At 66.8% G+C, this 19,084-nt stretch carries 17 protein-coding genes; 9 read left to right on the forward strand and 8 right to left on the reverse strand.

Features of this window, described 5'->3' with window-relative positions; all coding sequences use genetic code 11:
- Positions 1 to 134: 134 nt before the first annotated feature.
- The 3 genes from ASC83_RS21890 to ASC83_RS21900 are packed head-to-tail and all read left to right on the forward strand — an operon-like array spanning position 135 to position 3,264.
- Positions 135 to 1,250: an ABC transporter permease gene (locus tag ASC83_RS21890; RefSeq protein ID WP_082522560.1), complete on the forward strand. Its 1,116-nt coding sequence runs from the start codon at positions 135 to 137 to the stop codon at positions 1,248 to 1,250.
- On the forward strand, positions 1,244 to 2,047 hold the full coding sequence (locus ASC83_RS21895; protein WP_056067558.1) for an ABC transporter ATP-binding protein: 804 nt from the start codon (positions 1,244 to 1,246) through the stop codon (positions 2,045 to 2,047). Before ASC83_RS21890 ends, ASC83_RS21895 begins: the two co-directional genes overlap by 7 nt.
- 8 nt (positions 2,048 to 2,055) lie before the next feature.
- Positions 2,056 to 3,264, forward strand: a complete 1,209-nt coding sequence (locus ASC83_RS21900) for a cytochrome c (RefSeq protein ID WP_235509441.1) — start codon at positions 2,056 to 2,058, stop codon at positions 3,262 to 3,264.
- Positions 3,265 to 3,432: 168 nt separating this feature from the next.
- Here ASC83_RS21900 and ASC83_RS21905 read toward each other — a convergent pair whose 3' ends face one another.
- The gene (locus ASC83_RS21905) at positions 3,433 to 3,825 is read right to left on the reverse strand and encodes a VOC family protein (protein WP_056067560.1); all 393 of its coding nucleotides are present in this window, start codon (positions 3,823 to 3,825) and stop codon (positions 3,433 to 3,435) included.
- A 357-nt stretch (positions 3,826 to 4,182) separates the two neighbouring features.
- On the opposite strand from ASC83_RS21905, the gene ASC83_RS21910 reads away from it, so the two are divergent.
- Positions 4,183 to 5,298 carry an LLM class flavin-dependent oxidoreductase gene (locus tag ASC83_RS21910; RefSeq protein ID WP_056067562.1) on the forward strand — a complete coding sequence of 372 codons (1,116 nt, stop codon included), beginning with the start codon at positions 4,183 to 4,185 and terminating at the stop codon, positions 5,296 to 5,298.
- A 98-nt stretch (positions 5,299 to 5,396) separates the two neighbouring features.
- Here ASC83_RS21910 and ASC83_RS21915 read toward each other — a convergent pair whose 3' ends face one another.
- Together ASC83_RS21915 and ASC83_RS21920 are read right to left on the reverse strand one after the other, a co-directional pair.
- Positions 5,397 to 7,037 (reverse strand): FAD-dependent monooxygenase, encoded by a 1,641-nt coding sequence (locus ASC83_RS21915; protein WP_056067819.1) that lies wholly within the window; start codon positions 7,035 to 7,037, stop codon positions 5,397 to 5,399.
- A gap of 44 nt (positions 7,038 to 7,081) precedes the next feature.
- On the reverse strand, positions 7,082 to 8,098 hold the full coding sequence (locus ASC83_RS21920) for a tripartite tricarboxylate transporter substrate binding protein (RefSeq protein WP_056067564.1): 1,017 nt from the start codon (positions 8,096 to 8,098) through the stop codon (positions 7,082 to 7,084).
- Between the two features lie 83 nt (positions 8,099 to 8,181).
- Between ASC83_RS21920 and ASC83_RS21925 the strand changes: the two genes are divergently transcribed.
- Both ASC83_RS21925 and yjjJ read left to right on the forward strand, forming a co-directional pair.
- The gene (locus tag ASC83_RS21925) at positions 8,182 to 9,111 is read left to right on the forward strand and encodes a LysR family transcriptional regulator (RefSeq protein ID WP_235509442.1); all 930 of its coding nucleotides are present in this window, start codon (positions 8,182 to 8,184) and stop codon (positions 9,109 to 9,111) included.
- 87 nt (positions 9,112 to 9,198) lie between these two features.
- Positions 9,199 to 10,557 (forward strand): type II toxin-antitoxin system HipA family toxin YjjJ, encoded by a 1,359-nt coding sequence (yjjJ, locus tag ASC83_RS21930; protein WP_056067566.1) that lies wholly within the window; start codon positions 9,199 to 9,201, stop codon positions 10,555 to 10,557.
- 278 nt (positions 10,558 to 10,835) lie between these two features.
- Here yjjJ and ASC83_RS21935 read toward each other — a convergent pair whose 3' ends face one another.
- From ASC83_RS21935 to ASC83_RS21940, 3 genes are all read right to left on the reverse strand, one after another.
- A complete protein-coding gene (locus ASC83_RS21935; protein ID WP_082522562.1) occupies positions 10,836 to 11,864 on the reverse strand; it encodes a DUF262 domain-containing protein in 1,029 nt (342 codons plus the stop codon).
- Positions 11,861 to 12,460: a hypothetical protein gene (locus ASC83_RS24065; protein WP_156379580.1), complete on the reverse strand. Its 600-nt coding sequence runs from the start codon at positions 12,458 to 12,460 to the stop codon at positions 11,861 to 11,863. The genes ASC83_RS21935 and ASC83_RS24065 overlap by 4 nt, the downstream gene beginning before the upstream one ends.
- Positions 12,461 to 12,705: 245 nt before the next feature.
- A complete protein-coding gene (locus ASC83_RS21940; RefSeq protein ID WP_056067569.1) occupies positions 12,706 to 13,650 on the reverse strand; it encodes a LysR family transcriptional regulator in 945 nt (314 codons plus the stop codon).
- Between the two features lie 97 nt (positions 13,651 to 13,747).
- Here ASC83_RS21940 and ASC83_RS21945 point away from each other — a divergent pair, with 97 nt between their 5' ends.
- On the forward strand, positions 13,748 to 14,983 hold the full coding sequence (locus ASC83_RS21945) for an MFS transporter (RefSeq protein ID WP_056067572.1): 1,236 nt from the start codon (positions 13,748 to 13,750) through the stop codon (positions 14,981 to 14,983).
- A gap of 147 nt (positions 14,984 to 15,130) precedes the next feature.
- On the opposite strand, the gene ASC83_RS21950 is transcribed toward ASC83_RS21945, so the two are convergent.
- Together ASC83_RS21950 and ASC83_RS21955 are read right to left on the reverse strand one after the other, a co-directional pair.
- A complete protein-coding gene (locus tag ASC83_RS21950; RefSeq protein WP_056067822.1) occupies positions 15,131 to 15,727 on the reverse strand; it encodes a hypothetical protein in 597 nt (198 codons plus the stop codon).
- Positions 15,728 to 15,843: 116 nt separating this feature from the next.
- Positions 15,844 to 16,869, reverse strand: a complete 1,026-nt coding sequence (locus tag ASC83_RS21955; protein ID WP_056067575.1) for an ABC transporter substrate-binding protein — start codon at positions 16,867 to 16,869, stop codon at positions 15,844 to 15,846.
- Positions 16,870 to 17,103: 234 nt separating this feature from the next.
- Here ASC83_RS21955 and ASC83_RS21960 point away from each other — a divergent pair, with 234 nt between their 5' ends.
- Positions 17,104 to 17,922: a class II aldolase/adducin family protein gene (locus tag ASC83_RS21960; RefSeq protein ID WP_056067577.1), complete on the forward strand. Its 819-nt coding sequence runs from the start codon at positions 17,104 to 17,106 to the stop codon at positions 17,920 to 17,922.
- Positions 17,919 to 19,067, forward strand: a complete 1,149-nt coding sequence (locus ASC83_RS21965) for an acyl-CoA dehydrogenase family protein (RefSeq protein WP_056067579.1) — start codon at positions 17,919 to 17,921, stop codon at positions 19,065 to 19,067. The genes ASC83_RS21960 and ASC83_RS21965 overlap by 4 nt, the downstream gene beginning before the upstream one ends.
- Positions 19,068 to 19,084: the final 17 nt, after the last annotated feature.

A 19,084-nucleotide genomic window follows, 5' to 3' on the forward strand; every position in this document is an offset into this window, starting at 1 on the left:
GCAGCCCTCGCTGCGGGGCGGCCCTTGCTCGGCAGCCCTCGCATGGGCCGCGCCCACCTCGCGCGGCTATGGCCAAACATTCACCGTGATGAATGAATACCACTGGACCTGAATCGATCTGACTGGACCCGACTATGAGCACTGTTGCCGACAACATCCTGGGCGCCCCGCCGGGCATCAGCCCCAAGCCTTCGCAGCCCCCGCTGCGTGCGCCCAGCCCATCATCCGGTGCGCCCCGTGCTGCGGGTGCGCAGCCTGTCACCGCGCCTGACTTCAAGGCGGCCAAAGCGGCGCTGGGGGTCTGGTGGGCGGGGCTGGCCGCCGCCGTGGCCTGGGCGGGGCTGGCCTTGCTCACGGGCCTGTGGCCCAACAAGCCGGCGGGTTTCAGCGAATGGGCGTTTACCGAAGAGTTTGCCTGGGGTGCGGGGGGCGTGTCGGCACTGCTGCTGGCGCTGACAGTCCTGGCCCGTCCGCTGGCTGCCGTGGTGCGCCGCGTGCGTGCGGCTGGACCGTGGCTGGTGGCCATTGCCGTCGGCCTGGCGGTGTGGGAGGTGTTCACCGCCAAGCTGGGCACGCTGCCGCCGCCCTTCTTTGCACCGCCCCAAAGCCTGGTGGAGGTGTACGCCACCGACTGGCCGCGCCTCCTGGAGAGCGCGGGCGCCTCCATCCGCCTGCTGGCACTGGGCATTGCCATCGGCGCGGCGGCGGGTTTTGTCACGGGCGTGCTGATCGGCTGGTCGCGCCAGGCCAGTTACTGGATCCATCCGGTGCTGCGCATCCTGGGCCCGGTGCCCACCACCGCGCTGCTGCCGGTCAGCTTCTATTTCTTTCCGTCCAGCTGGTCCACGGCGATCTTTTTGATTGCGCTGGGCACAGCCTTCCCGGTGGCCATCCTCACCTGGTCGGGCGTGGCCGGGGTGCACAAGAACTTTTATGACGTGGCCCGCACCATGGGTGCGTCGCCCTGGTTTCTGGTGCTGCGCGTGGCCATCCCGGCGGCGCTGCCGCAGGTGTTTGTGGGCCTGTTCATGGGCCTGGGCGCGGCGTTCTCCACCCTGGTGGTGGCCGAGATGCTGGGCGTGAAAGCGGGCCTGGGCTGGTACCTCACCTGGGCGCAGGGCTGGGCGGCTTATCCCAACATGTATGCGGCGCTCATCGTGATGGCGCTGTTGTTCTCGGGCGTGATCACGCTGCTGTTTGTACTGCGCGACAGGGTGCTGTCGTGGCAGAAGGGGGTGGTGAAATGGTGAGTTCCGCGACGATTCCCGAAATCTCTACGGCGGCCCGTGTGACCGGCGCACGCATTGACGTGCGCAATGTCAGCCACTGGTTTGACCTGCCTGCAGGCCCGCTGCACGTGATCGACGAGCTGGACTTGTCCATTGCGCCCGGCGAGTTCGTGGCCCTGCTGGGCCCCAGCGGCTGCGGCAAGAGCACGCTGCTGCGCCTGGTGGCGGGGCTGGAGCCCGCCACCACCGGCGAGCTGCTGCAGAATGGCGCCCCCATCACCCAGCCCGACCCGTCGCGCATCGTGGTATTCCAGGACCCCACGCTGTTCCCCTGGCGCACCGTGTGGGACAACGTGGCCCTGGGGCTGCAGGCGCGGGGCATCCTCAAATCCCAGCGCCATCGCGTGGACGAAGCGCTGGCCCTGGTTGGGCTGCAGGACTTTGCCAAGGCCTTCCCGCACCAGCTGTCGGGCGGCATGGCGCAGCGCGTGGCGCTGGCGCGTGCGCTGGTCAACGACCCCACCTTGCTGGTGCTGGACGAGCCGCTGGGCAAGCTCGACTCGCTCACGCGCCTGTCCATGCAGACCGAACTGGTGCAGCTGTGGCAGCGCGCAGGCTTCTCGGCCCTGCTCGTCACGCACGATGTGGAAGAAGCGCTGTTCATGGCGCAGCGCGTGGTGGTGTTCTCTGACCGGCCCGCGCGCGTCAAGCAGGTGCTGGTCAACGACCTGCCATACCCGCGCCACCGGGGCGACCCGCGGCTGGCGGCCCTGCGCCACGAGGCTCTGGCGTTGCTGGGGTTGGACGCCAGCTGGTAGCCGCCGCCTTGGCCTGGTTGTCGTTGCCGCCCGAGTGGCTGGCCGCTCTGCTCGAAGGCCTGCAGGCCACCCAGCAGGGCCTGCGCACGCTGTTGCATGCGGTGGGCCTGGCGCCCGATGTGCACGGCCAGCCCGCCTGGCCGTTTGCGCACCGTGTGGCCGCCGAGATGCTGGTGGTGGATGCCGGCCATGCGCGGCGCGTGCTGCTGTCGCTGCTGTGTGTGGGTGCCGCGCTGCTGGCGCTGGCGGTATCCGTGGCGTGGCGGCGCGGCCGCAAACTGCTGTGGTGGCTGGCCGCTGCGCTGGTGGTATTTGCGCCCTGGCCCCATCGCCACCTGCTGCTGACGCCCGCCGTGGCCACCAGCCTGCACCAGTCACCCACGGGCTTCACCGCGCAGGGCATCGTGCGCGGCCAGGCGGTGTACCAGCAGCATTGCGTGCGCTGCCATGGCGCCAGTGCCAACGGCGAAGGGCCCGATGCAGCCCGGCTGGCCATGTGGCCGCCCAACCTGAACGGCGCGCTGCTGTGGAAGCGGCTGGACGGCGAACTCTTCTGGCGCGTGCGCCACGGCATGCAGGGCCGCAACGGCGCGCAGACCATGCCCGGCTTTGGCACCACGCAGCTCACCGACGCGCAGGTGTGGGAGGTGCTGGACTACCTGCAAGCCCATGCCGCAGGCCAGATGCTGCGCGAATCCGGCACCTGGGACCGCCCGGTGCGCCTGCCCGACGTGGCCGTGCTGTGCCGCCATGGGCTCCAGCACACGGCGCGCAGCCTGGTGGGGCAGCGGCTGCGCGTGGTGCTGCCAGGCAGCGGCAGCCCCTTGCCTGCCGATGACCCACGCCTTGTTTCGCTGGTGGTGGCGCACCCCGGGCCCGGCGCGCCGCACACTCCCGATGCTGCTGCCGCAGATGCGGAATGCCTGACCAACGATACCGCAGCGCCGTTGGCATTGGCCCTGGTGCTGGGGGTGCCCGCCAGCGACCTGCCCGGCCACCAGCTCATCGCAGACCGCGCGGGCTGGCTGCGCGCACGGGGCCAGCCGGGCAAGGCCGCGTGGTCGGAGGACGATCTGGTCTGCCGCACTGCGCCAGCGGCCCAGCAGCTGCCTTCTGTCGATGCAGCTGCCAACGCTGCGGGCGATGGCCTGCAGTCGCTGATTCGCCGCATGGACGCAGAGCCCGTGCGGCTGGTGCGGGGCGGCTTCCCGCACTGACAGCGCCTGCCACCAGCGTGTTGGCAGCGTGCTGCGAGCGAACGCCTGGGTCGCGTTCAGGTTGCTCTTAAAAGAATAGCAGCTGGCGCTTTATCGACTAGCGCTTGAGGCCATTTTTCCTTAAATATGCAGCGCAGGGGGCTCGCGCCCGCCCGGCGCCACCCTGCGCTACGCCTGTCCGTGCGACGCCACACACAGCTTGTTGCCGTCCGGGTCCCGAAAATACGCGCCGTAGTAGTTGGCGTGGTACTCGGGCCGCAGTCCGGGGCGGCCCTCGCACTGGCCGCCCAGGCTCAGCGCCAGCGCGTGGGCCGCGTCCACCTGGCTGCGCGTGGCGGCCATGAAGGCCACCATGAGCCCGTTGCCGGGGTGGGGCACCTCGCCATTGAACGGGCGGGCAATGACAAACAGCGGCCGGGGGCCGGGGGTGGACTCCCAGCCCGCCCAGGGCCGCTCGGCTTCGCAAAAGCGCTCCTGAATGCCCAGCGAGGCCAGCACCGGCCGGTAGAACGCCAGGGCGCGCTCGAAATCTGTGATGCCAACAAAAACGTGCGAGAGCATGGTGGGTGGGGTCCTTTCTGGATGCGAAGTGAGCTGGCCATTGTGAGGAGCGAGGAGCCAGCGGTCAGAGGCCAGGGCCAGACATGCAGGTCGGCAACGCACTGGCCGACCATGCCGACGCTGGCGGCCAGGCGGGGGAGTCTGGATGGCGACCCGCCACAGCATAGCGGCGCGCACGGCGGCGGTGCACCCCCATCGCCGTGTGCAGCGAGGCCTATGCGCCGCACAACTTTGCAAACGCGTTTTTCTTCGTTGGCCCGCGCCAGGGGCGGGCAGATCATGGCTGCAGTCCCGCACGCGTGACGTTGCCAACCATTCACCCAACCTTGTTTCACCCCATCGCCACAGGAGCCCGCTATGCCCGTCCAGTTCATCGGCATGATCCAGCCGCACGAAGTCTCTGAAACCATCGCCCGCAAGGGCCCGGCGGTGGACCCCGCCTATGTGCGCGTGTTTGCCCAGGCGCACGAGCACGCGGGGTTTGACCGCATCCTGGTGCCTGCCAGCTCGTCCAGCCCCGACACGCTGCTGACCGTCACGTACGCGGCATCGGTCACCGACAAGATCAATTTCCTGCTGGCGCACCGCCCAGGTTTTGTGGCACCCACGCTGGCCGCGCGCCAGCTGGCCACGCTGGACCACTACACCAACGGCCGCCTGGCCGTGCACTACATCAGCGGCGGCTCGGACGAAGACCAGCAGCGCGATGGCGACTTCCTGAACCACGACGAGCGCTATGCGCGCACCGACGAATACCTCACCGTCCTGCGCCGCGTGTGGGCCGAAGACAAACCCTTTGACCACGAAGGCACCTACTACCGCGCCAAGGGGGTGGTGTCGGAAGTCAAGCCCCTGCAAGGCCAGCGCGTGCCTATCTACTTTGGCGGTGCCTCTGCACCCGCGCTGCAGGTGGCCGGCAAACATGCCGACGTGTATGCGCTGTGGGGCGAGTCGCTGGCCCAGGCGGGCGACCTGGTGCGCCGTGTGCGCGCCGAGGCCACCTTGCAGGGCCGGCATGTGGACTTCAGCATCTCGTTCCGCCCCATCCTGGGCAAGACCGAGGACGAAGCCTGGGCCAAGGCCGAGCGCATTCTGGAAGACACGCGCCGCCTGCGTGTGAGCCAAGGCTACTCGCGCGGCGTGGGCCCGCAGCAGAGCGAAGGCGCGCAGCGCCTGCTGGCCGACGCTGCCAAGGGCGACCGTGTCGACGAACGCCTGTGGACGGCCATTGCGCGCGAGCTGGGCGGCCGGTCCAACTCCACATCGCTGGTGGGTACGCCCGAGCAGGTGGCCGACGCACTGCTCAAGTACTACGACCTGGGCATCACTACCTTCCTGATCCGTGGCTTTGACCCGCTGGTGGACGCTATCGAGTACGGCCGCGAGCTGCTGCCCCTGGTGCGCGCCAAGGTGGCAGAGCGCGACGGACAGCAGACACCGGTGGCACCCGCCGCGCTGCGCAAGGCCGCCTGAGCGATTGGCTGCGTAGCGCCCCGGCCTGGATCGCGCCCTGGCCTGGATCACTCCCGGGCTGGGGCGTTGCCGCTAACGCAGCGGCCTCGCCCGTGCGGCTACCCCACCACGCGCGCCAGAACGTCGCGGGCTTGCGCTGCGGTCACCACGGGGCCGCCAGCAGGCGCCGTCCAGGCCACAAACTGGTCGGGCCGCACCAGCACCAGCGGTGCGCCATAGCGCGCAGGCTCGGTGCCTTCACACCCGTCACCACAGTCCACCAGCCGCAGCGGCAGTCCCAGGCCCGCCGCCGCCCCGCGAAAGGCCTGCACCGATGGCGCGTGGGCGCCGTCGCCGCCCACCACCAGCAGCGAAAAGCCCGGGCCCAGTTCCTCAAACACATTGCGTCCGGTGGGCAGCGTGGCGGGTGCCAGGTGGTGGCCAGGCCGCGCCTCAAACCGGTGCGATCCCTTGGCGCTGCTGGCGCGGCCCGCACTGCCCCACACGATGCCTGAGCCCTCGTAGTGCGGCTCAAACGCATGCACTTCGCCCACGGCACCCTGTGCACGCGCCTGCCACGCGGCTTCAAACGCGGCCTGGTCCCGCGCCGGGTCGTGGGTGTCCAAGAACTCCTTGTCCGTCTCGATGGACCGCGCAATGAAGTCGTTGATGGTGGACGCAAACACCGGGCGCCGCTCGGCGTCGTACGAGTCCAGCAGGCGCTCGCCGCCCCAGCCTTGCAGCGTGGCGGCCAGCTTCCAGCCCAGGTTGCGCGCGTCTTCCAGGCCCGAGTTCACGCCATAGCCGCCGTAGGGCGGGTGGCTGTGGGCGGCATCACCCGCGATGAACACCCGGCCCTTGCGATAGCTGTCGGCCAGCATGAAGCGCAGGTCCCAAAAGCCGATGTGCTCAAACTCCACCTCAAACTCCGCGCCCACCGCCTCGTGCAGGTAGGCGGCAAAGTCAAAGTTGTCTTTGGTGGTGCCTGGCGGCACCGGGGCGTGAAAGAACCAGGTGCTGCCCAGGTCCACCCGGCCCAGAAACTTCCAGTAGCCCTTCAGCTCGGGCTGCAGCACGTTGTAGTAAGACTTGCCGGGGTAGCGCTCCAGCAACTGGTGCAGGCCTTGCGACTTGAACACCAGCAGCACCATCATGCGGTCGTGGTCCGTGCGGGTGTGGGTGATGCCCGCCTGCTCCCGCACCACCGACCGCGCCCCGTCCGACCCCACCACATAGGCGCCGCGCAGCACGCGCTGGGCCTTGCCGTCGCCGCGCTGCTGGATGGTGACGGACACGCCCGCGTCATCTTGCGCCACGGTGCTGGTCTCCCAGCCGTAGAGGGTCTGCACCGACGGCAGCTGGGCCACGCGCTGGCGCAGCACGGCCTCGGTGGCGTACTGCGGTAGCCGCTCGTTGGCCGTGAAGTAGTAGGGCTTGACCAGGTCGCGCTGCAGCCAGTCGTAGCTGTAGGGCCCCAGCAGCGTGCCATGTGCGGTCAGGCCGCCAATGCCGTATTCGACCGGAATGGTGCGCGCTGCGCGCAGCTGCTTTTCAGCACCCCAAAAATGAAAGTGCTCCATGGTGCGCTGCGTGAGATTCTGGCCCTTGGGGATGGGCTGGGGCTGCACATAGCGCTCCACCACGATCACGCTCACGCCGCGCTGGCCCAGCTCAATGGCCAGGCCCATGCCGACGGGGCCGCCGCCCACGATGATCACTTCGGCGTCTTGCTTCGGCGCCACGGTTGCTTGCTGGTTCATGTTGTTGGTGTTCTTCGCTACGGTCTGCTTGGTGGTGCGTGGGATCACTCTGCGGTGATGCCCTGGGCCTTGATGAGGTCGGCCCAGCGCTTGGCGTCAGCCGTCACCAGCTTCTGGAAGGCGTCTGGCGAGCTGTGCGCGGGCGTCATGCCCTGGGTCTCGAACGACTTGGCCACGGCGGGCGAGGCCAGCACGTCGCGCAGCTCGGTGTTGAGCCGGTCCACCATGGCGCGGGGTGTGCCTGCGGGGGCAAACACGCCGTACCACATGTCCACGTTCAGGTCGCCCAGCTTCAGGGTGCCGAGCGACGGCACCTCGGGCAGCAGCGGGTGCGGCGTGTCCGAGCTGATGGCCAGCGCCTTCAGCTTGCCCGCCTTCACATGCTGCAAGGCCACGTGGATGGGTAGGAACATCGCGTCGATCTGCCCGCCCAGCAGGTCTGTCACAGCCGGTGCGGTGCCCCGGTAGCTGATGTGGGTGAGCGAAATCTTGGCCCGGTTCTTCAGCAATTCCATCGCCAGGTGGTGCGGCGTGCCCGCACCGGGCGAGCCGTAGTTCAGCGAGCCGGGCTTGGCCCGGGCACGGTCCATCAGGTCCTTGAGCGATTCGATTTTGGACCCCGCCGATGCCACCAGCAGCAGCTGCCCCCAGCTCGTCTGGCTCACGGGCACCAAGTCCGTCAGCGGGTTAAAGCCCTGCTTGGGGTACAGCGCCATGTTCATCACCAGCGTGTTCACGCTGACCAGCAGCGTGGTGCCGTCGGGCGCCGCGCGCACCACCTCTTGCGTGCCGATGATGCCGGACGCCCCCGCCTTGTTCTCCACAAAAAACGGGCGCTTGAGCCGGTCAGACAGCGGCTGCGCAATCTGCCGCGCAATCAGGTCAATGCCCGTGCCGGGCGTGAACGGCACCACCAGCCGCACCGGTGCATCGGCACCCGTCTGTGCCCAGGCCCTGGGCGTGGCGGCTGCAGCCGTGGCGACCAGCGCGCCCAGCACCAGGCTGCGGCGTTGGGGGGAGGGCGGGTGCGCGTTGGCACGCAGGGTGGGCAGCTGGGGCATGGGGCTTGTCTCTCTAGTCGTTGGAAGGGCGTTACAGGACAATTACAACGACACTCTTGACATTGATCAAACGGAAAATTCTGATGAATTCTTCATCAAAGCTGATGAATGTCAGCACCCGCCAGCTCCACGCTTTTCTGGAGGTGACGCGCCTGCAGAGCTTTGCCAAGGCGGCCGAGCAGGTGCACCTGTCGCCCTCGGGCATGAGCATGCTGGTCAAGGAGCTGGAAGACCAGGTGGGCGCCCGCCTGTTTGACCGCACCACCCGGTCGATCACGCTGACCGAGGCCGGGCGCCGCCTGCAGCCCGTGGCCGAGCGCGTGGTGGGCGAGCTGCGCGCCCTGGGCGCCGTGCTGGACGGCAACGAGGCCGCTGTGCGCTCGCGCCTGCTGGTGGCGGCCACGCCCATGATCTCGGCCAGCCTGCTGCCCGAGGTGATTCGCGGCTTTGCGCACAGCCACCCCGGCGTGCAGGTGCAGCTCAGCGATGTCGAGGTGGGCACCGTGCGCCAGCGCGTGCTCGACGGCGAGGCCGACATCGGCTTTGGCTTCTTCGTCAAACCCGCCGTGGGGCTGTCGCGCCAGCCCTTGTGCAAGTTCCGCCTCATGCGCATCAGCCCGCCCGATGCGGCGCACACCAGCGGCCAGCTGTCAGACAGCCAGCCCTGGAGCCGCCTCAAAGACGTGCCCCTGGTCAGCCTGCCGTCGGGCAACCCCATCCAGGTGGTGATTGAAAAGCAGCTCTCGCGCCTAGGGCTGGCCCACCAGGAGCGCCCCCGCATGAACCTCATCGGCACCCTCATCGGCATGGTGCGCGCAGGCCGTGGCAGCGCCATCGTGCCCTCGTTCGCGCTGGAAGAATGCCTGCGCCAGGGCCTGGGCGTCGCCATGCTGCGCGAGCCCGTGGTGCATCTGGACCTGTACCTGGCCTACCACCGGGGCACGCAGCAACAACCGGCGGCTATGGCGTTTGCCGAGGCGCTGCGGGAGGCTGCGGTGCGGTTGCCGGCGTAGTCGGGCGATCTCGATACGTCCATTCAGCCTGTTTTATCTATTCTTTTATCTATTCAATTTTCAATTCAATCGGCGTATCCTTAGGCCATGCCCTCCGCCGCCCAGACCTACGCCAACGCCATCCGCCCCCTGCTGCGCCCCGGCCCCGCCAAGGCGCAGGCGCTGGCCCAGGCGCTGCAGGTCAGCCAGCCCACCGTCTCGCGGGCACTCAGCGCGCTGGGTGACGAGGTGGTGCCTTTTGGCGCCGCCAGATCTATTCAATACACCCTCCGCGATCCCCAGCGCGCCGATCTGCAGGCCACCGTGTACCGCGTCACTCCCCAGGGCGCGCTCGAAACCCTGGGCACCCTGGTCCCGGTGTGCCCGCAGGGCTTTGTGATGGTCGAAGCGGGCGGAGCCCGGCTGCACAGCGACGGCCTGCCGTGGTGGATTTTTGACATGCGCCCGCAGGGCTACCTGGGGCGCGCGTACTGCCAGCGGCACGGCCAGCGCCTGGGCTTGCCCGAGCGGCTGGGCGACTGGAGCGACACCCACGCGCTGCGCGCCATCCTGGACCAGGGCGACGACATGCCCGGCAACCTGCTCATCGGCCCCGCCGCGCGCGACCAGTTCGTTAACGCGCCCGACCCGGTGCCCATTGCAGCGGCGCAAAAGCTGCCCACCTACGCCCAGTTGGCCGACCTGGCCGCGCGCGGCGAGGTGGCGGGCTCGTCCGCCGCCGGAGAGCAGCCCAAGTTCACCGCCTACGCAGAGCAGGCCGACGGCACCGCCGCGCATGTGATGGTCAAGTTCACCGCCGAACTCGACACCCCCGTCAGCGCCCGCTGGCGCGACCTGCTGCTGGCCGAACACATCGCCCTGCAGGTGCTGCGCGACCACGGCGTGCCTGCCGCGCAGTCCATGACCTGGATGCACGGCACCCAACGGTTTCTGGAGGTGCAGCGGTTTGACCGGCTGGGCGCGCGCGGGCGCAGTGCGCTGCATTCCTTCGCCGCGCTGGACGCCGAGTTTGTCGGCAGCGGCGGCAACTGGCCGGTGATCGCCAGGGCGTTGCTAAAGACCGGGGTCATCACCCCCCAGGCCTTTGACACGGCCTGCCTGCTGTGGGCGTTTGGCACCCTGATCGGCAACACCGACATGCACAGCGGCAATCTGTCGTGCTTGTCAGAGGGGCGCAGGCCTTACGAGCTGGCGCCTGCGTATGACATGACGCCCATGGCGTTTGCACCCACTGCTGGGGGTGGCTTGCCGGATCGGGCGCTGGAGCTGACGGTGGGGGAGCAGGTCAGCGCGGCGGCTTGGAAAGAGGCGCTTGGAATGGCGCAAGTGTTTGTGCGCCGGTTGGAGGGCGAGGAAGGATTCGGCGCCGGTTTTGATGCGTGCAAGGCTGAGTTGGTGCGCCACGTGACGGTGGCGGGAGAGCGTGTCGGGCGACTGGCGGTTTAGATAGTTGCCTGCGGGGTATGCGACAGAGGCCACCTTAGTTCGAAATATGCCGGTAGCGATTTATCTGTATGCGGTAGTAGCTATGAAAAATAGAGCAACATGACTGTGCTCCTTTTTTCTTTGAGTTTTGAACCATATACGTAAGGATTGACCGCTGCGGGCCCGATGCGGCGGTCGCATAGTCGGCCAAGTTGCCCTGAAGCGGACTTACGCCACAAGCGGGCATCACCAGCAGCTCCCACTGCTCTGCTGTCTTAGTTCGAACGGTCATCCCGCAGTCAAACGAGCCCTTCATTCCTCATGGCTTCTAGCGGATCAGCATCAGCTAGCACCGCTTCAATAATCAAACCTCTGCGTAGGCGATTGATTCGGTCATTAGAAGCTTGAATAGCGGCCTTTGCATATATACCTACAGGTGCGTTCTGAGATGTCATCCCTTCATTATCGACCGCAGTGTAAAATGCTTCGAGACGGCTAAGGCCATCGCTTGGCGACAAGTGAGGATTATCCGATAGCACCCTGTCAAGCGATACGATGGCGCTAAAGAGGTCAGATCGCTTCCAAATTCGCGAACTTTTGGTGAAACCGCACTCATCAATGAAATCGAAGACTTTCGTCAATCGTCGGGCAATGTCATTGCTCAAGGGGAAACCCTCATTGAATTCGCTCAGGTATTGCTCCAGCAACTCGTCACGATCGAAGTAGCCCCCTAGCAGCGTTACTATGAGTTGGAGTACAAATCTCACATCTCCCATTCTCTTTATGTCAGTAGGCCGAAAGACACGATGCTTGTCAAAAAACTCATGCTCCGCGAAGCCGGAGGCAAGGGTCATAAGCGCGCCTGTATATACCGCATTGTTGATCTCTATCTCATTCAAAGAGTATCTCGTGGAGTTTATTCGACGAAATATATCAACAATCTGCTCGGAGGTAATTGTTCCTAGGTCACGCACCGTCACGTCGTAGTCGAGAAAATCACGCTTGCGGTCTGCGTCCAAGCTCGCATAGGACGGCAAGACGGTGCCATATGTCTTAGGGTCGCCAGTGAAATAATCAACGATTGTCGTCACTCGCTGCTGACCGTCAACCAGCAATTGCTGTCCTTCCCCAGTATTCACATCTACAGGTCCGTTTGCAACGTAGATTTCGGGGAATGGCATGCCTTTAAGGATTGTGTCCATAAACCGAATTTTGTCTTCGGTTGTCCAGACTAGCCGCCGTTGAAACTCAGGTCGTGGGACGAGCTTTGTTTCTCTCGTCAGAGTAATCAATTGCCTTACCTTGAGGCTCGTAGGGGAGGTTCTCACAACATTAACTCCTGCTCGCGCGCGAAACGAATTCCGCGCTGCTGGTACGTTTCAAGGAAATATTGGGATTGGAATAGTGCGAGCCGCACTCGCTTATTTCTTAATGCTGGGTATATCTGTAAATCTCTGTATGCGGTAGACCAATCGGCGCATCGTTGGGGCTTGGGATCTGGGAACTTATCTGGTCGAAGCCAACCGTGATACATGTAATCGCCAAGACTCGATCGTACCGGGAAACTTCTGGCGTGCGCCCCGATACTTGCTAAGTCGTTCCAGATTTTCCCGTAGACCACGGGACTAACGACGGCAATGTCGATATCAGAAATACCCGGTTGATAGCTTCGATAAGCAGGCTTAACGACCACGCCTCTTTCACGCTTTTCTATGAACGAGAAACCTAGTTTTGCCGAGCCGACAACAATAGCTGACACTCGATGCTCCGCGGGGACCTGAAACCTGTCTCGAAGGATAGCTTCGATGTGTCGAAGGGACTCGGCAGGAACGTTCGGCCCAGGGTCCTCGGTCACGATGTGCGTGCGAACGATCTCCGCTTCATTCATTTCGTTCAACAGGCGCCGGAAGTCTTCTGCAATCATCGCCTAGGGAATGCTGGATAGCAGCACAGTCTAGCAACATCCAAACTGCAAGCGCAAGGTGATATGCGCCGTGTCAATAAGCTAGATACCCCTGTCTCGCAGTCGGTTTGTTCAAGTGAAAACCGCTCTGTGACAAATGACGTTCGCAGGGCGGTCTTCCGGACATAGTTTGCGACCCTCCAGTTAGCCGCCGCCGCCGTCGACGACGGGCCGCTTGTGGCCGGTCCCTGCTTCAGCTCCGTACATCACCCCACCGCCCGCATCCCCACCAACCACGGCATCGCGCCCCGCATCGCCTCCAAAAACAACCGCAGCCTTGCCGGATAAAACCGCGCATACGGGTACACCAAGTACACCGGCAGCGGCGCCGCGTGCCAGTTGGGCACCAGGTGCAGCAGCTTCCCCTGCCGCACATCGTTGTCCACGATCCACGCCGATGAAATACACGCCCCCAGCCCGGCTAGGGCGGCGCTGCGCAGGGCGTACAGGCTGTCGGTGGCCAAACGCGGGGTGATGCCAAAGGTGTGGGCCTCGCTGCCGGGCTCTTGGGTCAGCGTGACCTCGCGGCGGTAGAAGGTGCTCAGGGCCAGCCAGGGCAGGGGCAGCAGGTCTTGCGCGTGCTGGGGCGTGGGGCGCCCGGCCATCAGGGCGGGGGCGGCCAGCACGATGCGGGGCACCTCGGCCAGGCGCACTGCGACCACGCTGGGGTCGTCCACCGCACCGACCTGGATGGCGCAGTCGATGCCTTCGGCGATGAAGTTGGGGCGGCGGTCGTGCAGCATCCATTCCACGTCCACCTCGGGGTAGCGGCACAGGTAGGCCATCAGCGGGGCGATGAACTGGTCTTGCCCAAAGGCGTGCGGCGCCAGCACGCGCAGGGTGCCGCGCGGGGTGTCGGCGGTGCCGCGCAGGTCGTCCTCCATGGCGCGCCAGTCTTCCAGCAGGGCCTTGGCATGTGCAAAGCAGCGGTCGCCGTCTTCGGTCAGCTTCATCACATGGGTGGATCGCTGCAGCAGCTTGATGCCCAGGCTGCGCTCCAGTGCCTGCAGGCGGCGGCTCACGGTGGGCTGGCTGGTGCCCAGTTGCTGGGCGGCGGCAGACAGGCTGCCGGCCTCGACGATGCGGACAAAGGTCTGCATCAGCTCGATGCGGTCGGCGCCGGGTTGCAGGGCTGGCAGGGTGTTGGTCATACGCCAAGCGTATAACGAATCTGCAATTCAGCCTACTACCCAGCACGGAGGCGAGCTAGAACAATCGCACCATTCCTTTCTAACCAATGGTGTTGTGATGTCTTCCATTCAAAACGTGCATGCAAGCGGCGCAGCGGGGCTTGCCCCGGTGGCGCCGCCTGCGGAGGGAGCGGTGAGTGCGCCGCTCTTGTTGCTGCTGGCGACCACAGCGGGGCTGAGCGTGGCCTCGCTGTATTACAGCCAGCCCATGCTGGGCGTGCTGGGGCCCGACATGCAGGCCGACAGCCGCGTGGTGGGGCTGGTGCCCACGCTCACGCAGCTGGGGTATGCGCTGGGCATCTTGCTGCTGGCGCCGCTGGGCGACCGGTTTGACCGGCGCCGCATCATCGTCATCAAGTCCATTGCGCTGATGCTGGCGCTGCTGCTGAGCGGCCTGGCACCCGGCATGGGCGCGTTGCTGGCAGCCAGTTTGGCTGTGGGCCTGGCAGCCACGGTGGCGCAAGACGTGGTGCCTGCCGCCGCCACGCTGGCCCCGGCCGCGCAGCGTGGGCGCATGGTGGGCACGGTGATGACGGGGCTGCTGCTGGGCATCTTGCTGTCGCGCGTGGTCAGCGGCTTTGTGGCGCAGCAGTGGGGCTGGCGCACGGTGTATGTGGCGGCTGCAGTGGCCATTGCGCTGCTGACGGTGGCGGTGTGGCGCGGGCTGCCGCGCTTTGCGCCCACCACGCAGATGGGCTACGGCGCGCTGATCGGGTCGATGGTGGCGCTGTGGCGCCAGCACGCAGCGCTGCGCCGCGCAGCCTGGGCGCAGGGGCTGCTGGCCGTGGGCTTCAGCGCGTTCTGGTCCACGCTGGCGGTGATGCTGCACAGCCAGTTCAACCTGGGCACGGCAGCGGCAGGTGCGTTTGGCCTGGCAGGGGCGGCGGGGGCACTGGCTGCGCCGTTGGCCGGGCGCCTGGCCGACAAGCGTGGGCCCGAGGTGGTGACGCGCTATGGCGCCGGGCTGGCCGCCGTGTCGTTTGCGGTGATGGCGCTGGCGCCACTGCTGCCTGCGCAGGCCCAGCTGGGCTTGATTGTGGTCAGTGCCATCGGCTTTGACTTTGGCGTGCAGGCCACACTGGTGGCGCACCAGACCATCGTCTACGGCATCGACCCTGCAGCGCGCAGCCGGCTCAATGCGCTGCTGTTCACCGGCATGTTCATCGGCATGTCGGCCGGGGCGGCGCTGGGCAGCCTGGCGCTGGCGCAGTGGGGCTGGCTGGGGGTGGTGGGCTTGGCCACCGTGGGGTCGCTGGCGGCGCTGGCGGTGCGCATGGGGCGCCGCCGGGGCTGATTTAGGGTGAAATATGGCTGTAGCGCTAGTGGATCATGCGCTGGCAGCTATCAAAAAAAGAGCGACCCTGGGGTCGCTCTTTTTGTTGGGTGGCGGTTTGTACCGTGCTGGTGCTCAACCGCTCGGCGGCCTTGGGCCTGCGCGGGCTCAGGCCTTTTTCACCTCAATGTGGTACAGCCCCCAGGGGCACAGGCCAAAGCGTTCCTTCACGGGCTTGTCCTTGAAAGCGGGCAGCACGTCGGCGTCGTACACGGCCCACTGCGGGCCCAAGCCACCCAGGGCCATGGGCTGGCCGTCGATGTGGGTGGCGACGATCATGCGGTAGGCCTGGGCGTCGGCCATGCTGATGTTGACGTTGTAGCCGTCCACCGCGCGCAGGCCCAGTTGCACGGGGCTGCCCGCTGCCACACCGGCTGCGGCCAGCACGGTTGTAAGCAGGGGGCCCTTGAGCGTGTGGGGCTTGCTGTCGTATTCGAGCGTGGGCTTGATGGTGACGGCGGGCATGCGCGCCAGGGCGGCGGCGTCCAGCGCAAAGGCCTTGTCAAACTGGATGCCGTGTTTGCCCATCATCTGGTCGATGGTGGTGTCCAGTGCGCCGCGGTTGGACTGGGTGATGGCGCCGCTGATGGTGAGCAGCGTGGGGCCGCTGGGGGCCTTGGCCGGCGTGGCGGCGTGGCTGCTGCCCGTGGCCGTCCACAGGCCTGCCAGGCCCATGCCGGCGGCGACGAAGTTGCGCTTGTTCATGCTCATGGGAGGGTGCTCCTTGATGGAAATCAGGGGCGCATGGTAAGCGCAAGCGGTGCTCCCCGCCACGCGAAAAGTGGCACGGGGTGTGGCTGCGGCGGCGGGGGTTGTGCGTGTCAGGCCGCCTTGTCGATCGCGAAGGGGCGCAACACGTTTTTGAAGCTGCGGTCCCACAGGGGCGCCACTTGCGCGGGGCCGTCGAGCACGCCCAGTTGCAAAAAGGTGTCGGCCACCGCCTGGTGGCCTTGCACCACGGCGTCGTCCACGGGGCGCAGGTCGTAGTCGGTGCTGCGGCTGTTCCACAGCTCGATCAGGTCGCCCACGGGCACGCGGGTTTCGGCGGACTGGGCCCGGGCGTAGTCCAGGTAGTTGCCGTTGGCCCACTGGTAAGCGCGGCGCAGGCGCAGCAGGTAGTCGCTGATGGCGGCATGGCGCGCGGGGTCGTCCACCGCGCGCGGGTTGGCATAGATGGGAAAGTTGCCCGACAGGTAGCCCACACCGGTCTTGATCACGCGGGCGCCGTAGCGCAGCCGTGCCAGCTGGCCGTTGTAGCCGTAGATGGCCCAGGCGTCGAGGTCGCCCCGGTCAAAGGCCGACAGCCCATCGGCCGGGGTGAGGTTGATGGCCGTGATGTCGGCAAACGACAAGCCCGCTTCGGCCAGCTGCTTGCTCAGGTAGTAATGCGAGGTGGTGGCGCGCACATAGCCCACGCGTTTGCCTTTCAGGTCGGCAATGCGCTGGATGGGGGCATCCTTGCGGGCCAGGGTGACCTGGTTGTTCAGGTCTTCGCGCACCACGGCAATGAAGCGCACCTGCGCCTTTTGCCGGGCGGCAAACAAGGCAGGGATCTCGCTGCCCGAGCCCAGGTCCAGCGCGTCGCCGTTCAGGGCCTCGATGTGCAGCACGCCGTTGTTCAGCTCGCGCCATTCGATGCGGTAGGGCGTGTTGCCCTGGCCCGATGCGGCGATCAGCGCGCGCCACAGGCCCTTGTAGGTGCCAACGCGCAGCGTGACCTTGGACAGGTCGGGCGTGCCGGGCGATGCCGCCAGTGCGGGTACACCCGCTGTGGCCGCCCATGCGGCGGCGCCCAGACCGGTTTTGAGGAGATGGCGGCGGTTCAGTGAAGGAGGGGTATGGGGCATGGCAGGCTGGTGTGTGGATCGGTGTGTCGAGCCACAAGGTTCCAACAAGCCCGGCGGCAGCGCAAAGACCATTGCGTAGCATCGATATGCGGCAAACGCAGCACCCACCGTGGTGCATGCGAAAACCGCATGTGGTCACGCGGATTTCTTCGTTGGCGCGGGGCGGGGGCGCTCCTATGGTGGGCGGGTTCGTTTCTCTTTCGTCCACCTCACCGATCTGGAAAGCCGCCACCCATGTCTGCCGTCCTCAAGCCCCTGCCCGCCACCGACCTCGCCCGCAACCCCTCGCCGCAGCGCAAGGACTGGTTTGATGCGCCCAGCCCGCGCCCCACGGTGCAGGCCGAGCGCCGCTACCGGCAGGAGAACCTGGCCGTGGCCTTTCGGCTGTTTGCACAGCAGGGGTTTGACTACGGGCTGGCAGGCCACATCACTGCGCGCGACCCGGAGTGGACGGACCACTTCTGGGTGAACCCGCTGGGCGTGCATTTTTCGCAGATCAAGGTGTCCGACCTGCTGCTGGTGAACGCGGCAGGCGAGATCGTCATCGGCCAGGGCCCGCTGAACCGCGCGGCGTTTGCCATCCACGCGGCGTTGCACGAGACGCGGCCCGACATCATTGCTGCGGCCCACACCCATTCCACATACGGCAAAGCGTGGTCTGCGCTGGGCCGCAAGCTCGACCCGCTGACGCAGGACTCGTGCATCTTCTATGAAGACCACGCGCTGTTCGACGACTTCACGGGGGTGGTGCTGGAGACGGACGAGGGCTTTCGCATTGGCAAGGCGCTGGGGGCGCAGAAGGCGGTAATCCTGCAGAACCACGGCATCCTGACGGCGGGGCCGTCGGTGGAGGCGGCGGCGTGGTGGTACATCGCGCTGGAGAACGCCTGCCAGGCCCAGCTGCTGGCTGAGGCGGCGGGCACGCCCCAACCCATTCGCCATGAGATCGCGCAGCACACGCATGCACAGATCGGCGGGCCCGGCGGCGCGCAGTTTGCCTTCAGGAGCCTGTTCGACATCCTTGTGCGGCAGCAGCCTGAGGTGCTGCAATGAACGCGCCGCTGACCTGGGGGCAGGTGGCGCGCACGCTGGCGGTGGAGTTTGCCGAGCGCGCCGTGGCGCACGACCGGGACGGGAGTTTTCCGCACCAGAACTTTGCCGACCTGCAGCAGGCCGGCCTGCTGGCGCTGGCCGCGCCGCGCACGCTGGGCGGGCAGGGCGCGTCGGCCGCGCAACTGGGCGAGGTGATTGGCGCGGTGGGCCAGGGCTGCCCGGCCACGGCGCTGGTGCTGACCATGCAGTACATCCAGCAGCGCGGCATGGGGCGGCCCGGCTCGCCCTGGCCGCAGGCGCTGGCCCGGCAGCTGGTGCACGAGTCGCACAACGAGGTGTCGCTCATCAACGCGCTGCGCGTGGAGCCCGAGCTGGGCTCGCCCGCACGCGGCGGCCTGCCTGCCACAGTGGCGCGGTACACGGCCGAGGGCTGGCGCATCAGCGGGCACAAGGTGTATTCGACCGGCGCGCCCATCCTGCGCTGGTACGTGGTGTGGGCTCGCACCGACGAAGAGGTGCCGCGCGTGGGCTCGTTCCTGGTGCGGGCCGGTTCGCCCGGCATCCGCATCGACGCCACCTGGGACCACCTGGGCCTGCGCGCCAGTGGCAGCCACGATGTGATCCTGCAGGACGTGCTGACCCCCCACGACCACGCGCTCGATGTGCGCCTGCCGCAGGACTGGGCCCGTGGCGAGCCCGCCATGCTGGCCGAGATGACGGTGATGCTGGGCGCGCTGTACACGGGCGTGGCCCGCGCAGCGCGCGACTGGGTGGTGCGCTTTTTGCGCGAGCGCACGCCCGCCAACCTGGGCGCACCCCTGTCCAGCCTGCCGCGCGCCCAGGAGGCCGTGGGCCGCATCGAGGCCCTGCTGCTCACCAACGACCGGCTGATCGCCAGCGTGGCGCATGACCTGGACACCGGCACCCTGGTGCTGGCGGTGGACAGCGGCCTGGTCAAAACCGTGGCCACGCAGAACGCCATCGAGGTGGTGCAGGCGGCGCTGCAGCTGTCCAGCAACCACGGCCTGGCACGCAAAAACCCGCTGGAGCGCCACCTGCGCGATGTGCTGTGTGGCCGTGTGCACACCCCGCAGGAGGACAGCGCCCACATTGCCGCAGGCCGCCGCGCGCTGGGCCTGGGCTGAGACGATGAGAACGGATA

The sequence above is a fragment of the Acidovorax sp. Root402 genome, from assembly GCF_001425125.1.
Lineage (GTDB): Bacteria > Pseudomonadota > Gammaproteobacteria > Burkholderiales > Burkholderiaceae_C > Acidovorax > Acidovorax delafieldii.

Coding starts and splice junctions, on each gene's coding strand:
- ASC83_RS21890 (WP_082522560.1), top strand. CDS start 135: ATGAGCACTGTTGCCGACAACATCCTGGGCGCCCCGCCGGGCATCAGC.
- ASC83_RS21895 (WP_056067558.1), top strand. CDS start 1,244: ATGGTGAGTTCCGCGACGATTCCCGAAATCTCTACGGCGGCCCGTGTG.
- ASC83_RS21905 (WP_056067560.1), bottom strand. CDS start 3,825: ATGCTCTCGCACGTTTTTGTTGGCATCACAGATTTCGAGCGCGCCCTG.
- ASC83_RS21910 (WP_056067562.1), top strand. CDS start 4,183: ATGCCCGTCCAGTTCATCGGCATGATCCAGCCGCACGAAGTCTCTGAA.
- ASC83_RS21915 (WP_056067819.1), bottom strand. CDS start 7,037: ATGAACCAGCAAGCAACCGTGGCGCCGAAGCAAGACGCCGAAGTGATC.
- ASC83_RS21920 (WP_056067564.1), bottom strand. CDS start 8,098: ATGCCCCAGCTGCCCACCCTGCGTGCCAACGCGCACCCGCCCTCCCCC.
- ASC83_RS21925 (WP_235509442.1), top strand. CDS start 8,182: ATGAATTCTTCATCAAAGCTGATGAATGTCAGCACCCGCCAGCTCCAC.
- yjjJ (WP_056067566.1), top strand. CDS start 9,199: ATGCCCTCCGCCGCCCAGACCTACGCCAACGCCATCCGCCCCCTGCTG.
- ASC83_RS24065 (WP_156379580.1), bottom strand. CDS start 12,460: ATGATTGCAGAAGACTTCCGGCGCCTGTTGAACGAAATGAATGAAGCG.
- ASC83_RS21940 (WP_056067569.1), bottom strand. CDS start 13,650: ATGACCAACACCCTGCCAGCCCTGCAACCCGGCGCCGACCGCATCGAG.
- ASC83_RS21945 (WP_056067572.1), top strand. CDS start 13,748: ATGTCTTCCATTCAAAACGTGCATGCAAGCGGCGCAGCGGGGCTTGCC.
- ASC83_RS21950 (WP_056067822.1), bottom strand. CDS start 15,727: ATGAACAAGCGCAACTTCGTCGCCGCCGGCATGGGCCTGGCAGGCCTG.
- ASC83_RS21955 (WP_056067575.1), bottom strand. CDS start 16,869: ATGCCCCATACCCCTCCTTCACTGAACCGCCGCCATCTCCTCAAAACC.
- ASC83_RS21960 (WP_056067577.1), top strand. CDS start 17,104: ATGTCTGCCGTCCTCAAGCCCCTGCCCGCCACCGACCTCGCCCGCAAC.
- ASC83_RS21965 (WP_056067579.1), top strand. CDS start 17,919: ATGAACGCGCCGCTGACCTGGGGGCAGGTGGCGCGCACGCTGGCGGTG.